This window comes from Marinobacter sp. F3R11 (genome assembly GCF_003318275.1).
Taxonomy (GTDB): Bacteria; Pseudomonadota; Gammaproteobacteria; order Pseudomonadales; family Oleiphilaceae; genus Marinobacter.
Genome location: NZ_QOCH01000003.1, coordinates 129,177 through 143,438 on the forward strand (window position 1 = coordinate 129,177; position 14,262 = coordinate 143,438).

13 protein-coding genes are annotated in these 14,262 nt (G+C 54.3%); 6 read left to right on the forward strand and 7 right to left on the reverse strand.

Annotation, left to right across the window (positions count from 1 at the left end):
- Complete coding sequence (rarD, locus tag DS878_RS00650) at positions 1-891, reverse strand: EamA family transporter RarD (protein WP_113814013.1); 891 nt, start codon at positions 889-891, stop codon at positions 1-3.
- 254 nt (positions 892-1,145) lie between these two features.
- Here rarD and DS878_RS00655 point away from each other — a divergent pair, with 254 nt between their 5' ends.
- On the forward strand, positions 1,146-2,099 hold the full coding sequence (locus tag DS878_RS00655) for a GGDEF domain-containing protein (RefSeq protein WP_113814014.1): 954 nt from the start codon (positions 1,146-1,148) through the stop codon (positions 2,097-2,099).
- Between the two features lie 34 nt (positions 2,100-2,133).
- On the opposite strand, the gene DS878_RS00660 is transcribed toward DS878_RS00655, so the two are convergent.
- From DS878_RS00660 to DS878_RS00670, 3 genes are read right to left on the reverse strand one after another with little or no spacing between them, the layout of a single operon-like run.
- Entirely contained in the window at positions 2,134-2,559 is a 426-nt protein-coding gene (locus DS878_RS00660) for a hotdog fold thioesterase (RefSeq protein ID WP_113814015.1), read from the reverse strand.
- 46 nt (positions 2,560-2,605) lie between these two features.
- Complete coding sequence (locus DS878_RS00665; protein ID WP_113814016.1) at positions 2,606-3,406, reverse strand: substrate-binding periplasmic protein; 801 nt, start codon at positions 3,404-3,406, stop codon at positions 2,606-2,608.
- Positions 3,407-3,458: 52 nt separating this feature from the next.
- On the reverse strand, positions 3,459-4,211 hold the full coding sequence (locus tag DS878_RS00670; protein ID WP_113814017.1) for a substrate-binding periplasmic protein: 753 nt from the start codon (positions 4,209-4,211) through the stop codon (positions 3,459-3,461).
- Positions 4,212-4,444: 233 nt separating this feature from the next.
- On the opposite strand from DS878_RS00670, the gene DS878_RS00675 reads away from it, so the two are divergent.
- Both DS878_RS00675 and DS878_RS00680 read left to right on the forward strand, forming a co-directional pair.
- On the forward strand, positions 4,445-5,173 hold the full coding sequence (locus DS878_RS00675; RefSeq protein ID WP_113814018.1) for a MotA/TolQ/ExbB proton channel family protein: 729 nt from the start codon (positions 4,445-4,447) through the stop codon (positions 5,171-5,173).
- A complete protein-coding gene (locus tag DS878_RS00680; protein ID WP_113814019.1) occupies positions 5,170-6,216 on the forward strand; it encodes a peptidoglycan -binding protein in 1,047 nt (348 codons plus the stop codon). Before DS878_RS00675 ends, DS878_RS00680 begins: the two co-directional genes overlap by 4 nt.
- Here the strand turns inward: DS878_RS00680 and DS878_RS00685 are convergent.
- Positions 6,213-7,157 carry a ketopantoate reductase family protein gene (locus tag DS878_RS00685; protein ID WP_113814020.1) on the reverse strand — a complete coding sequence of 315 codons (945 nt, stop codon included), beginning with the start codon at positions 7,155-7,157 and terminating at the stop codon, positions 6,213-6,215. The two genes, DS878_RS00680 and DS878_RS00685, sit on opposite strands and share 4 nt — an antisense overlap.
- Positions 7,158-7,471: 314 nt before the next feature.
- Between DS878_RS00685 and DS878_RS00690 the strand changes: the two genes are divergently transcribed.
- From DS878_RS00690 to DS878_RS00700, 3 genes are all read left to right on the forward strand, one after another.
- Positions 7,472-7,891 carry a YkvA family protein gene (locus tag DS878_RS00690; RefSeq protein WP_113814021.1) on the forward strand — a complete coding sequence of 140 codons (420 nt, stop codon included), beginning with the start codon at positions 7,472-7,474 and terminating at the stop codon, positions 7,889-7,891.
- Between the two features lie 66 nt (positions 7,892-7,957).
- Positions 7,958-8,734, forward strand: coding sequence for a MotA/TolQ/ExbB proton channel family protein (locus tag DS878_RS00695; RefSeq protein WP_113814022.1), 777 nt, complete (start codon positions 7,958-7,960; stop codon positions 8,732-8,734).
- 5 nt (positions 8,735-8,739) lie between these two features.
- Positions 8,740-9,669, forward strand: a complete 930-nt coding sequence (locus DS878_RS00700; protein ID WP_113814023.1) for a flagellar motor protein MotB — start codon at positions 8,740-8,742, stop codon at positions 9,667-9,669.
- Here DS878_RS00700 and DS878_RS00705 read toward each other — a convergent pair.
- Together DS878_RS00705 and DS878_RS00710 are read right to left on the reverse strand one after the other, a co-directional pair.
- Positions 9,659-12,793, reverse strand: coding sequence for an efflux RND transporter permease subunit (locus DS878_RS00705; RefSeq protein ID WP_113814024.1), 3,135 nt, complete (start codon positions 12,791-12,793; stop codon positions 9,659-9,661). The genes DS878_RS00700 and DS878_RS00705 overlap by 11 nt on opposite strands.
- Complete coding sequence (locus DS878_RS00710; RefSeq protein WP_113814025.1) at positions 12,790-14,040, reverse strand: efflux RND transporter periplasmic adaptor subunit; 1,251 nt, start codon at positions 14,038-14,040, stop codon at positions 12,790-12,792. Before DS878_RS00710 ends, DS878_RS00705 begins: the two co-directional genes overlap by 4 nt.
- Positions 14,041-14,262 lie beyond the last annotated feature (222 nt).

Below are 14,262 nucleotides of genomic sequence, written 5' to 3' on the forward strand. Positions count from 1 at the left end.
TTACCGTCCGGCAAGCCGGGAACGCCCGGCCCAGGCCGACCACGAATACAACCCAAGCGCCACCCAGATCATCATAAAGCTCGCCAGCTTTTCAGGGCTCAGGGGCTCATTGAATACCAGTAACGCAATCAAAAACTGAATAGTGGGATTGATATACATAAGAAAGCCGACAGTTGACAGCCGCAACCTGCGTGCTGCACCGGCAAAAAGCAGCAAAGGAATTGCCGTTACAATGCCACTGGAAAGCAGCAGCAACGTAGTGTCAGCGCTCTCAAAGAAATGGGAGGCCCCCGCATAACTTAATGCTGCAAGTGCTAACAGCCCGACAGGCAACAGAAGGAGTGTTTCCACGAACAATCCTGAAAGCCCATCCAGAGCAACCTGTTTACGAAGCAGACCATAGATCCCGAAGCTGAACGCAAGCACCAGCGTTATCCAGGGCACAACCCCCAGGAGAAATAGCTGGTAGAGAATGGCAATGGTCGCCACCACCACAGCCAGAACCTGCAAGCGGGATATACTTTCCTTGAGTACAAGCATGCCCAATCCGACGTTAACCAGAGGCGTCAGAAAGTAGCCGAGACTGGCCTGCAGAACCTGCCGGGATTCCACGGCATAGATGTACACACCCCAGTTAACTGCAATAAGCACCGCACAACCAAGAACAAGCCCCAGCTTTTTCGGGCGCGCCAGAGCCGACTTTACGACCTGCCAACGCTTCAGAAATGTGACAACAACCGCAAGGAAAACACAGGACCAGAGCACCCGGTGAATCACCACTTCCCAGGCCGGCACACCTTCAAACAAAGCAAAATAAAGCGGGAAGCACCCCCAGATGGTGTAGGCAGACACGCCGAATACAACACCCTGATTTGTTTCCTGTGCTGCCATTCAAATAGCTTCCTCATTATGCGCGGTGGCGCTAAATTTAACATGCTCGCAGGGTGTCACGCCCGGGCAATATGCCTTAACCTTAAGGAGCCCCTCTTGTCGTGCGGGAACCCTTTCAGAAAACATTTCTGGCCACACGACGAGCGGTGCAGGTTTTTTTGCAGGAAATGGGCATGCCCATAGTGAGACCAGAGTTGCTCCCATTCAATTAATCATTGCTATACTGCGCCAAACACCTACAAGAACTGCCGCTAATGACGACGCGTGACACTGAGCAGACAATTCCTACCCAAAGTGCTGATGCTGCCGAGTCTTCTGTGGGTAAGGCGGCGCTTCAGACGATTCTCGACAATCTTGATGCTTTGGTGTACGTCTCAGATTTCGATACATACGAATTGTTGTATCTGAACGCTTATGGACGCAGCGTATGGGGCAATTTCCAGAAAGGCCAGAAGTGCTGGGAGGTTCTGCAAAACAATGATGGCCCTTGTAGCTTCTGCACAAACAATCTGCTCATAAACAGCGACGGACAGGCCACCGCCCCCCATGTGTGGGAATTTCAGAACGAGGTTGATAAACGCTGGTATCAGTGCCGGGATCAGGCCATTGAGTGGACTGACGGAAGGCTGGTTCGTCTGGAAATCGCCACGGACATCACCGATCGCAAGTACATGGAGATTGCTTTGCAGGATGCCCGGAAAAAAGCGGAAGCAGCGTCTCTGCAGGACGAGCTCACTCTTCTGAATAACCGCCGGGCATTTTTCCAGTTCGGGAATTTATTCCTCAAACAGGCTCGCCGGCACCAGACGCCCATGGCCGCCATTATGTTCGATCTGGACCATTTCAAACAGATCAATGACAACCACGGTCATGAAGCAGGAGATGCCGTCCTCAAAAAGGTTGGCAGCATGCTGCTGGATAAGGTGCGGGACTCCGATATTGCTGCACGCATTGGCGGCGAAGAATTCGGCATATTGCTACCAGACACCACTCAGGATCAGGCTATAGAGCTGGCAGAACGCCTGCGCTTCATGCTCCAGGAACTACAGATCCGTTACCGGCAGGTGGAGCTTCGCCCGACTGCCAGCTTTGGCGTTGCAATGTTATCTGCAGATGACGACCGGCTTGAGGCTCTGCTCTCAAGAGCCGACGACGCCATGTACCAGTCAAAAACCAGAGGCCGGAACCAAGTGCACCTGTCGTCGTAGCTCCCCCATTGACTTGCGGGCAATGCAAGCGCTTTTACGGGCGTCGTGTTACCGCCATTGTCAGGCGAGAAATGCAGGTCGTCTTACCCTCTTCATTTTCTATACGGATCTCCCATACCTGAGTCGCACTGCCTATATGAATGGCCCTGGCCGTTCCATAGACCCAACCCTTGGTCGCCGGGCGAATGTGGTTAGCATTAACTTCTAGCCCTACTGCAACAGTATTCGGATCTTTCAGGCAACAATTGGCGGCCATACTGCCCAGTGTTTCTGCAAGCACCACCGATGACCCGCCATGGAGGATGCCAAAAGGCTGAACCGTGCGTTCATCGACCGGCATCCGGCCTTTCACGTAATCATCACCTATTTCAGTATACTCAATGCCCATGTGGCTCACTGCCGTGTTAGCGCTGCTTTTCGCCAACCCTTCAAGGTCCGGTTTACGGGTCCAGATTGCCATGCTGATAGAAACTCTCTTATTGGGTTTATGAAGTATCCTGCAGTCGCTAAAACTGCAGAGACATGTAGCGAGCCGTGTATTCACTGACAAGCTCGTCCAGACGACCTGAATTATTCAGGGTATACAGACGATCTGCAATGCGTTCACGGAATTCGAAGGTGTTGCATTCCGAGTTTTTGGAAAAGGTGAAGAAAAGCCCTTCGGTACTCACCGGCACATCCAGAGACACAAACTCATCATCCAAACCCATACTCTGAAGTTTTACCTGTCCCTGCAATCGTTCATACAACACATAATCCAGGCGCCCGGCCAAAGCCATTTCAAAGGATTGTTCCAGGGTTCTGACGCTGACAATTTCCAGATTTTTCTCGGCATAACGGTCAAACCCCTGCCCGAAACTGTTATTAATCAGCGTACCTCCTGTTTTGCCCTCCAAATCCGGCCAGTGGCGATATTCAAACACCCGTTCTTTGGGCACCCATACGGACGTGGAAACATGCATAAAAGGGGGCAGCACATAATCCATATACTCGATACGCTCCGAGGTAATAAAGGCGCCGGCGACCATATCAAGCTCACCCACTCGGGCAAGACGCTGAACCCGTGCCCAGGAGCCCAGGTTCTGAACCTCCAGAGTCACGCCAAGGGGCTCAATAACTTCCTGCAGATAAGCGGCGGCCGCACCTGTCAGCTTCCCGGGTGCCAGGGAATCCTCCCATAGCAATGGTGGATACTCGGGGTTGCCACTCACCGTCAGCGTTTTGCAAAAGGCCGCTGACGCCTCTGCTCTGCCAGAAACTATCAGGGTCAACAAAACAGCCAGGAGCGTGCTACCGGTGACAGACATACGTTTCCTGAAGTCCGACGAGTAACCTGTCATCCTGTTTTGCCTCGATGGATTATAGAGCGTAGTGATCCATGTACTCGAGTACCAGATCTTCGTATATACCTTCTGCTGTTATCAGTTTGAGCGCGGCGCGCATGTCGTCAGAATACTCCAGCACCGGAGATGTCCTGGCAACCGCGATCCAGGACCTTTCTCCAGGCACGAAAAAAGGAGACACCTTGACTGACAGACCAAGCTCACGAACCGTATACAACCCCACAAGTTCCGGGGCAACAACAACATCGACCCGGCCCTTCTCCATCATCAGAAGCAGGTTTTCATACCGGGGGGCGGCTTCTTTATGCAGCCGCTCATCATTATCAAACTTTGTGAAATAACTCGCCCCTTCCATTACCCCTATGGTTTTACCGTATAGATCCGCATAACGCTCAATACGACCAGAGTCTCTGGAATACAGGAACAACCTGCGTTCCGGCGGGAAAGCCGGCGCAACAAACTCCATCAGGTTATTCCTTTCAGGCGTTTTCAGGACCCCCAGCATAACGTCTACCTCGCCGCGCCGGATCAGGTTCAGAACCCTCCGGAAAGGAGCTTCCCGGTAATACGTCTTCCAGCCCAACCGCTCCGTGATTTCCCTGAAAATATCCACGTACAGGCCTGACGGCGGTCCACCGTCAACAATCCGGTACGGCGGTGCGTGGCTGGCACCCACCGTAACCTTCAGGGGGGGGATGGTCTCTGTCCCCTGCTGGGCATTCGCAGTAAGCGCCACTACCGACAGTAAAGCGGCAATCAATACCCGCATTGTCTATTGTCCCCATGCAACTGTTTAAAACGAACAGGGACTGTGCCCCGATTACAGTATAGACGCTCTCAGTTCCATGAACGGTCTGGCTACACAAAAAGATGCACATCCACACATAGCAGCTGCCTCGCCAGGGCACTGACCATTCACATAATCTCCTGCTATTTAAGCACCAACATCTGCCAGTCTGTGCTAACGTTTTGAAGAACATCTCAAAAAGGCTGATTTTTTTCATGAGTAACCCCAAACACACCCTTTTCTGGATGACCTTTTTTCTGGCAATCGTTTCAGTCGTCGGCGTGTTGGTCCACAAGCCGCTGATAACCGCATTTATGGCAAACTGGGTCTTCAATCTGCTGATTATTTGTGTCCTTTTTGTCGGCATCGGCCTGACCTACCGCCAGGTCTTCGTACTATTCCCGGAACTGCGCTGGATATCCCAGTTCCGTACCGGGCATTCAGGCCTTTCGGTGCTCGAGGAACCCCGCTTGCTCAAGCCTTTGGCACGGCAGCTGGGCGAAGAATCCAAACGTGATCGTTTCACCCTCTCCACCCTGTCACTGCGCACAGTTCTGGATGGCATCCATTCCCGGATGGACGAACAGCGCGAAATAACCCGGTATTTCATCAACTTGCTGGTTTTTCTCGGGCTTCTGGGCACCTTCTGGGGTTTGCTGGGTACCATCAATGCAGTGGGTGAGGTGATTACCAATCTTGATATGGGCCAGGGCGATTTCGGTAAGGTGTTTGCAAACCTCCAGACAGGGTTGTTAACACCCCTGCAGGGCATGGGGACAGCATTCAGCTCATCGCTGCTCGGTCTTGGAGGATCGCTGATCCTGGGCTTTCTCGATATCCAGGCCGGGCATGCCCAAAACCGGTTCTATGATGGACTGGAAGAGTGGCTGACAGGCGTTACTAATCTGGTCGACACCTCTAACAGCGACGAACGCCGGCCATGATCGGATCCAGACGCCGAAGCCGGAGCACCACCAACGTCTGGCCAGGGTACGTAGACGCACTCTCAGCCCTGCTTATGCTGGTGATCTTCATGCTGCTTATTTACGTAGTCAGCCAGCTGTTCCTGTCTCAAACCTTGTCTGACCGCAATTCTGAACTGGCTCGCCTGAATCAGAGGCTGGACGAGATTTCTCAACTTCTGGGGCTGGAACAGAGCAAGACAAAAGCTCTGGAACAAGAGATGCTCTCCGTTCAAAGCAACTTCAGCGCCAGCCTGGCAAAAAATGAAGATCTGCAACAGCGGCTGGACGCGTCCCGCAAACAGCTCATGCAGCAAACCGCCGATGCCGAGGCCCGGGCGGAAAGGCTGGCCAGCATGAATCGGGAGCTGGATGACAAGGACGAGCTTTCTGCAAGCCAGCAGAACATGATCCTGCAGCTGTCCAGCCAGATAGCATCACTTCAGAGCCAGCTTCAGCAGATAACCGCCGCACTCAAGCTGCAAAAAGAAATAACGGCGGACAAAGAGGGAGAGCTGGAAAATGTCAGCAAACGCCTCAATACGCTGCTGGCTGAGCGGGTCAACGAACTGGAACAGTACCAGTCTGCATTCTTCTCGAGGCTGCGCGACATTCTGGCCGCCAATGAAAACATCCGCATTGTCGGCGACCGGTTCCTGCTGCCTTCCGAGCTGCTGTTTGCTTCTGGTTCAGCCAGCCTGGGCCCGGAAGGAAAACAGGAACTCGACAAGCTGGCCGAAGTGCTGCTGGATGTGGTCAAAACCATCCCCGCAGATCTTGAGTGGATTCTGCGCATTGATGGCCATACCGATCTGATTCCCATCAACACACCGCAGTTTCCCTCCAACTGGGAGCTTTCAACTGCTCGCGCTGTAGCGGTAGTGCGTTACCTCGCAGCCCGGAACGTGCCCGAAAACCGCATGGTGGCAGCAGGCTTTGGTGAGTTCTTCCCGGTTGCAGATGGTGCCACGCCGGCAGCCTTGCGGAAAAACCGGCGCATAGAAATCAAACTTACAGACCGCTAACCCAGCCCGTGTTCCAGCAAGGCATTGACGGTAGTGGTATAGGGGGCATCAATGCCGAGTTCTTCCGAGCGACGCAGTACAGCCCCCGCAATGCTATCCAGCTCCAGCGGGCGACCCTTTTCCTTATCAACCAGCATGGAGGTTTTGATCGCATTAAAGCTGCTGATCAGGGCGAACATCTCGTCAACATCATCCTTGCCGAGTTTCAGGCCATCGGCTTTTGCGGCAGCGGCAGTCTCTGCCATCATGCCGTACACAACGCGGCTGAGCTGCGGGTGCCGGGTCAGACTTTGCGTATCCAGCCCTGTTAATGCAGAGATCGGGTTAACGCCATTATTGATGACAAGCTTTCGCCATAGTTCATAGCGGATGTTATCTGAAACTGTTGCAGGAATACCTGCCTTGTCAAAAGCATTCTGCAGGATTTCGAGAATCGGCCGCCGGGCATCCTGTATCTCAGGGACGGAGGGCCACTCACCCATAACAATCTGCGCAACGCCTTCGGCTTCCACTACTCCTGGTTCAACAATATGACCGCCAATACGCACCGCTAATCCGCCCAGAACGCGACTTTCGCCAAGTACCCTGGCAATCACAGGTTCGTTGTCCACACCGTTCTGCAAAGACAGTACCGATACATCACTCTGCCCCAGCCAGGGGCTTAGCTCATTCAGCACGGCCTTTGTCGCAGTGGATTTGAGGGCAATGACAATCACATCAAAATCGCCAGACTGATAGTTCTGCACCAGGGCTGCGTGATCAACAGCAGGCACCTGGCACTCCATAACTCGACCTTCATAGTGAACCACCAGGCCCTTTTTCTGCAGGGCAGCAAGGTGCTCGCCACGAGCCGTAAGCACAACCCGGTGGCCAGCCTCAGCCAGCCTTGCGCCGTAATAGCCGCCAATACCCCCGGCGCCGATGACAAGTATATTCAGCATAGTAAACAGGCCTCTTTATCCACTCGTTCCGAAGACATCGCGTTACTGATCCTTCGTATCCTCAGCCCGACTCATCGAACATTCAATGCAGAATTTATCATAGCGGTGATGTTCCTGCTTTTATGTATCAGATCAGATACTTTGCTGATCTCTTCCTGCGAAATTTCACCTGCCTTCCATACAAGTATAAGCGAGCAATTCCTTCAGGCCTTTAACGCCCTTTCGAATCACTTACAGTTGGTGCAACATACCAGATCATTTCGTGACATTATTACTGTAGTTTTTCCCACTGAATCAAGAGAGGATACTTTTCCATGGCTTTGTTCAGCCAGAAGAACGCGCAGGAACAATTAGATGCCGAGACAGCGAAAGTAAATCGCGCTGACCTGGAGACATTGCTTGAACGGCAGCGGGCTATTGAAGAAAAGGTGAAAGGCAGTGGCAAGCTGAAAAGGTTCAGCGCCGATATAAAACTGATGTTTTCCATGCTCAGGGATTACTGGAACGGAAGTTACAGAGACATTCCCTGGAAAAGCATCGCAGCAGTTGCAGGGGCACTTATTTATGTAATGAATCCCCTGGATTTTATTCCGGATCTTATTATCGGCTTTGGTTTTCTGGACGATGCGGGTGTGGTTGCACTATGTTTGAAGCTGGTCGAATCAGACCTGCACAAGTACGCAGCCTGGAAAGAAATCAAAGAAGGTGCCGGGCAATCGGCACAAGCGGATTGATTGAATAATGAACTACGGGTAATCTCACGACCCTCACTCTAAACCGTCAAATATCCCGGAGAACACGTGGATTTCGCCACACTGATTGGCCTTCTTGGCGCCATCTTACTGATCGTAACCGCCGTTGTTCTTGGTGCGGCCCCCGATGTTTTCCTCAACTCTGCATCGCTGCTGATCGTCGTTGGCGGAACCATGCTGGTTGTGCTTTCCAAATTCAGCATCCCACAGTTTCTCGGTGCCTTTAAAGCGGCTGCCCGGGCGTTCAAATTCAAGCTTCCGGAAACCCAGGCCAGTATTGAAGAGCTTGTGGAGGTTGCAAACATTGCCCGTAAAGAAGGCGCGCTAGGCCTTGAGGGACGGGATGTCGCTTCACCTTTTCTGAGCAGCGGTATCCAGATGCTGGTCGATGGCCAGACCAGCGATACCATTAAACAGCTTCTGGATAAAGAACGCCTGATGACCCTGGACCGCAACCGCTCAGGCTCCAAGGTATTTATGGCTATGGCGGACGTGGCACCGGCAATGGGCATGATCGGCACCCTGATTGGCCTGGTGCAGATGTTATCTAATATGGAAGACCCTAAATCCATCGGCCCGGCCATGGCTGTTGCTCTGCTTACCACCCTGTACGGCGCGATGATTGCAACCATGATCGCCACCCCGATTGCGGACAAACTGTCCCTGCGCATGACCGAAGAAGCCCGCCTGCAAATGCTTTACACCGACGCATTGGTAGCTATTCAGCAAGGTACAAACCCGCGCATTATCGAACAGATGCTATCCAGCTACCTGCCCCCGAACAAGCGTGACAAAGCGCCGGATGCGGAGGCCGCCAGCGGATAAGCCCCATGGACGAGCTGCCAGAAGAGGAAAAACCGGGTATTCCCGCCTGGGTTGTGACTTTTGCCGACCTGATGTCGCTGCTGATGTGCTTCTTTGTACTTTTGTTGTCGTTTTCTGAAATCGACGCGATGAAGTTCAAACAGATTGCCGGAGAACTCTCAAAGGCATTCGGCGTTCAGCGCGATGTACCGGCCCTCGAAATCCCCCAGGGCACCAGTCCGATTTTCGACAAGTTTTCACCCGCCCCGCCCGAGCCCACGCTGGTCAACGAGGTAAAGCAAACCACAACCGATCAGCAGCCCGAACTGCAGACCCTGAAAAGCCCCACAGACGATGCGCTGGAAGCGGCTGCAAAGGAATTCCTTGAAGCCAGTACGTCCAGCATCCGGGAGGTTCTTGAGGAGGCCATTGACGATGGCCGCATTACCGTGGAAAAAGACCAGGACCAGCACCGTATCGTTATACGGGTTGAGGAGAAGGGATCTTTCCCTTCCGGTTCTGCAGACCTGACGTATGAATTTGAAGGTCTGCTTCTGGAGATGGCCGAAGTACTGGCCGAGATGCCCGGAAAGCTGATGGTTGAAGGGCACACCGACGATATACCTATACGGACTTCCCGCTTCTACAGCAACTGGGACCTTTCTGCTGCCCGTTCAGCCGCTGTCGCAAACGTGTTGCTGGCGACCGGGGATGTTGAACCCACGCGTCTGGCAGTCAAAGGACTGGCTGATACCGAACCCAGAGTGGAAAATACATCCGCAGACAATCGCGCGAAAAATCGTCGCGTTGAGATCATCATTGATCTGTCAGACCCCATGGTGGAACAAGGGGTTCGGCTTCGGGAACTGCTTGAAAAAGAAGCCGGCGAGAACGAGGCTATCATTGATATACGCCCCGTAAGTCCGGATTCGGATTCGGGCACGATTACCTGGTAGGCCGGGCCCTCCACTCCCGAAATTGCTCGAGCCAGGATAATAAAGCCGGAATAACCAGCAGCACCAGCACCGTGGACAGCCCGAGGCCAAAAGCGATGGAAGTCGCCATGGGTATCAGAAACTGGGCCTGCAGGGAGGTCTCGAAAAGCAGCGGCAGTAAACCTCCGATTGTGGTCAGGGATGTGAGCAGGACAGCACGCACCCGCTGAACCACCGCTTCGTTCAGCGCCTGATTGATACCCAGCCCCTTTTGCCGCTGCTGATTATAGAAAGACACCAGAATAATCGCGTTATTCACCACTATCCCCGCCAAACCAAAAAGCCCAAACAGAGACAAGACTGTGAGCTGCAGCCCCATCAGCCAGTGGCCGATCAAGGCACCGACCAGGGCAAAAGGAATGATTGCCATCACAATCAGCGGCAGACTCCAGGATGCAAACACCCATACCAGCACCACATACATCAGCGCTATGCCCACCAGCAGACCGGTCTGCATATCGGCAATGGTTTCGCGCTGGTCCGCTGCCCGGCCTTCAAAACTGTAGTGAACGTTAAAACGGCTGGCGATATCCGGCAGCGCGTCGGCCTGCAGGCTATCTAGAATCTGTGCCGCGGTGCTGACACTGGTATCAAGAGCTGAGGTTACTTCTATTGCCAGCTTGCCATCCGCATGGCGTAACGCCTCAAATCCCTGGCGGTGATCAAGGTTCATCACCTGATCCAAAGGCACAAAGCGCCCATCAGGAACTCGCACCGTCATACGGGACAGGGTAGACAACCGCTCGCGCTGATCCCGCGGTAACTGAACCCGTACCTCGATCTCATCCCTCCCGTCCTGATATATCTGGGCAACCCGACCATCAAACGCTGCCCGTAACTGGCCGCCAAGGTCCTCGATGGTGAGGCCCAGGGCTTCACCGTATGCACTCGTCTGATAGATCAACTGTTCCCGGCCCCAGGGCATGTCATCTTCTACATCCAGTACACCGGGCAGGGTCGATAGCGCCTGAGCCAGCTCTTCTGCGGCAAGCTTCAGATTTCTTGAGTCATCACCGGTCAGACGCACATTCACATCCCGGCCCGGAGGCCCTGCCTGGCGCTCCGAAATAGCAAGATTATCCAGCCCGGCAGGCAGAGTCATACGACTGCGCCATTCAGTGATAAATTCCGGATTACGTATCGGGCGCTGATCCGAAGGCACCAGTTCAATCATGATCGAGCCCAGCTCATCACCGGTCCGGGAACTTCCGCCCGAACCCAGAGTCGCGCCCACTGTGGTAACCGCATGCAGAATCAGGTTACCGCCCAGCGCCGCTTCCGTCTCATTCAACGCCTTCTGCATATCACCCATAAAGCGGTCTACCGTGGCACTGTCCGTACCCGCTACAAAGCTCGCATTGGCGTAGAGCACTGAGGGTTCCGGTGTCGGGAAGAAATTGAAGCCGAGCCGGCCGCCAGCAAGCAAACCCACGGTGAAAATGGCCAGAGCCAGTACGCTGGCCATAGTTATTCCCCGGTGTTCAAGGCTGCGCCGGGAGAATCGACGGAACGGACCCTCCCGAAAATCATCAAACCGGCGTTCAAAACTGTCACGGAAACGCACAACCGGGTTGCGGCCTGAGTTCGGCGTTTCTCCTTCACTTTTGCTCGTTCTACGGGGACTGAAAGCGTGTCTCAAGTGTGAAGGAAGCACTATGAAGCACTCCAGCAGTGAGGCAATGAGCACACAGATCATGACAACGGGAATATCGCCCAGAATATTGCCAATTACTCCCCCTACAACCAGCAGAGGCATAAATGCAGCGACGGTGGTCAGAGAGGACGCCAACACCGGCCAGACCATGCGCTTTGCTGCGCCTTCAGAGGCGTAGATGGAGTCCTCCCCCATACGCGCATGGGCGTCGGCATCTTCGCCTACCACAATGGCATCATCCACTATGACCCCCAACGCCATAATCAGCGCAAACAGGGAAATCATATTGATAGAGCCTCCGATCAGCCAGAGCACGCCCAAAGCTGCAAGAAAGGCGGTGGGTATCCCGACTGCAACCCAGAGTGCAACGCGCCCCGGAAGAAAGAGATACAACAGACAGACCACAAGAATCAGGCCGCTCAGGCCGTTCGTTGTCAGAAGAGAGATACGGTCGTTCAGCAGTTGCCAGGATTCATCGTAAACTTCGAGCTGTACAGAGGGTGGCAGCGTTGCCCGCGTATCATCCAGCCACGCTGCCAGAACCTTTGCTGCAGCCAGTGAGTTGCCGTTTTCCGCTCTCTGGAGTTGCAGCTCAATGGCCGGAAAGCCATTACGAATCAACGATACCTGGCTGTCACGATCCTCCTGCCGGACCGTCGCTATATCCCCAAGGCGCAGCTGTACGCGTTCGTCGCTGAGTACCGGCACAGACTCAAACGCCTGAGGACTTCGCCGTTGCTCGACAGACCGTAGTTCCCGGGCGGCATCCTGCTGAGCCATAATTCCTGCGGGCAAATCCCGTGAAACCGAAGCCACCCGGTCGGCAATCTGCCCAAGAGACAACCCCAGCGTTTCCAGCCTTTCCACGGGCACATCAATACTGATCTGTTGCTCTGGCAATCCGGTAAACGACACCCGGTCTATGCCCCTCTCCAGCAGCTCATCTTCATAACGATAGGCCAGAGCCCGAAGCTCGCTGCGATCCAGGTCACCGAATACCAGCAACCGGGCCACGGGCTCATAACGCTCAACTCTGGCAACCTGCGGCTCCTCAGCGTCTGCCGGCAGGTTTGTGAACTCATCCACCTGCTGGCGCACATCATCCAGCGCAGTGATCGGGTTAGTACCCTCCTCAAACTCCAGGGTAATAGACGCTACGCTCTGGGCCGAGGTGGAAGTCATTTTCTTCAGACCATCCAGGCTACGCAGACGCTGCTCCAGAGGGATGGTTATACCTTGTTCCACATCTTCTGCAGAGGCGCCACTCCAGACCACACGCACACTGACAACGTCCAGAGCAAAGGTAGGGAAAAACTGGATATTCATGCGGGTAAGGGCAAGCGCACCGGCAAGCAGCATCATCAGCATCACAAGATTGCCAGCAACCCTGTGATGTACAAAGAAGCCAATAACGCCTTTGTTGCGCCTCATGGAGCCGGGCTCCGCTGACCATCACTGTCACTGGCAATGTCCACCTTCAGCCCGGTCAGAGCATTCGGCAGATGGGTGACAACCATGCGAGCTCCAGGTTTCAGAGCCTCACCAGCAATCAGAAGGCGGCGTTCGCCATCACCAGAAAGCACTTCCCCCACACGCTCTACAGAGACACGTTGCATGCGGTTATCGTCTGTAACCAGATAGACGCTGTTTGCGCCATACAGGGCACTGAACGGAACGGCGACGGTTTCGCTGCGCTCCGGCCGTTCGAGATTGACCGGCAGCAGTGCACCCGGACGTATACTCGCTGCAGCTCCGGTCAGTTCAAGAATCGCTTCATCCCCGGCGGGATCACTGGTACCAGCAAAACCCTTGAGCCGGAAACGGAACTCCGGCTGGTTGCCATAAGCATAGAGATCATCCCCTTCTGCCAGGGCACCGAGCAGCTCAGCCCGATACCTGTTGGGTACCCTGGCCCGAAGTTCCAGTCGCTCTATTGCATAAACCGAGAGCAGTTTCTGGTTCGGGGTTACCTGATCACCCACGGCAACCTGAACCTCCGTTACAACACCATCAAAAGGAGCCGTAACCCGGGATCGCTCAGCATCACGCTGCATTGTTGCAAATGTTGCTTCGGCCTGAGCCAGCCGGGCTTCAAGGCTTTGCAACCTCGACGGATGCTCATCTATGGCACGCTGGCGAATACTGACGGTGAGTTCAGCTCTGGCCACAGCATCCGTTGCGCTTTCCAGACTCTCGCGGGAGGCAAGGTTACGACCTGCCAGGGATTGGGTGCGCTCCAGTTGCCGGCGGGCGTTGGCAAGAATCGCCTGTTCACTTCTCAGCGCCGCCTGATCATTGCCATAGCGCACCTGTTCAGCGCGTATCTGGGCCTCAAGATCCGCCACCTGAGCCTTCGCCTGAGCCAGTGCAGGCTCAACGTCCAGAGGATCAAGCGCCACTATCAGATCCCCTGCACTAACCCGCTGACCTTCCGCTACCGGCCGTTCAGCAATACGCCCGGCCAGAGTAGCCACCACGGACATCTTTTCCGGCGCAACCACTTCACCGTACAAAGGCAGCAGGGGAGTGTGAACTTCGGGCTCAACGACTTGCACCTCTACCCGCCAGCTGCGCTCCGTAGCGCTCACCTGCACAGGCTCCGGCCGCGTCATTTTCAGGAACAGGAACCCCAGAACACCAACTGCCAGAATAATTATGGGTATAAGTCGTTTGGACATGGCGTATTGACCAGCTAAGTTAAAGATAGACCCGCCTCAGGACGGGAGTGCCAGCACTGTGTCTCTGGAATACACCTTCGGAGTACTATGCAGAGTAAGTTCAGGACTACTGTTTAATAACAGGACGTTTCCAAAATACTGTTCAGGAGCACCATACGTTTGTTCTCTGAAGATTACGCAAACCTTCTTAGCGCAACCGCCATCAATGCTACGCTGGTGGTG

Excerpts from the sequence above, each read along its gene's own strand:
- DS878_RS00670 (WP_113814017.1), bottom strand. The coding sequence starts at position 4,211 with ATGCGGGTATTGATTGCCGCTTTACTGTCGGTAGTGGCGCTTACTGCG.
- DS878_RS00680 (WP_113814019.1), top strand. The coding sequence starts at position 5,170 with ATGATCGGATCCAGACGCCGAAGCCGGAGCACCACCAACGTCTGGCCA.
- DS878_RS00655 (WP_113814014.1), top strand. The coding sequence starts at position 1,146 with ATGACGACGCGTGACACTGAGCAGACAATTCCTACCCAAAGTGCTGAT.
- DS878_RS00675 (WP_113814018.1), top strand. The coding sequence starts at position 4,445 with ATGAGTAACCCCAAACACACCCTTTTCTGGATGACCTTTTTTCTGGCA.
- DS878_RS00705 (WP_113814024.1), bottom strand. The coding sequence starts at position 12,793 with ATGAGGCGCAACAAAGGCGTTATTGGCTTCTTTGTACATCACAGGGTT.
- DS878_RS00665 (WP_113814016.1), bottom strand. The coding sequence starts at position 3,406 with ATGTCTGTCACCGGTAGCACGCTCCTGGCTGTTTTGTTGACCCTGATA.
- DS878_RS00700 (WP_113814023.1), top strand. The coding sequence starts at position 8,740 with ATGGACGAGCTGCCAGAAGAGGAAAAACCGGGTATTCCCGCCTGGGTT.
- rarD (WP_113814013.1), bottom strand. The coding sequence starts at position 891 with ATGGCAGCACAGGAAACAAATCAGGGTGTTGTATTCGGCGTGTCTGCC.
- DS878_RS00660 (WP_113814015.1), bottom strand. The coding sequence starts at position 2,559 with ATGGCAATCTGGACCCGTAAACCGGACCTTGAAGGGTTGGCGAAAAGC.
- DS878_RS00685 (WP_113814020.1), bottom strand. The coding sequence starts at position 7,157 with ATGCTGAATATACTTGTCATCGGCGCCGGGGGTATTGGCGGCTATTAC.
- DS878_RS00710 (WP_113814025.1), bottom strand. The coding sequence starts at position 14,040 with ATGTCCAAACGACTTATACCCATAATTATTCTGGCAGTTGGTGTTCTG.
- DS878_RS00690 (WP_113814021.1), top strand. The coding sequence starts at position 7,472 with ATGGCTTTGTTCAGCCAGAAGAACGCGCAGGAACAATTAGATGCCGAG.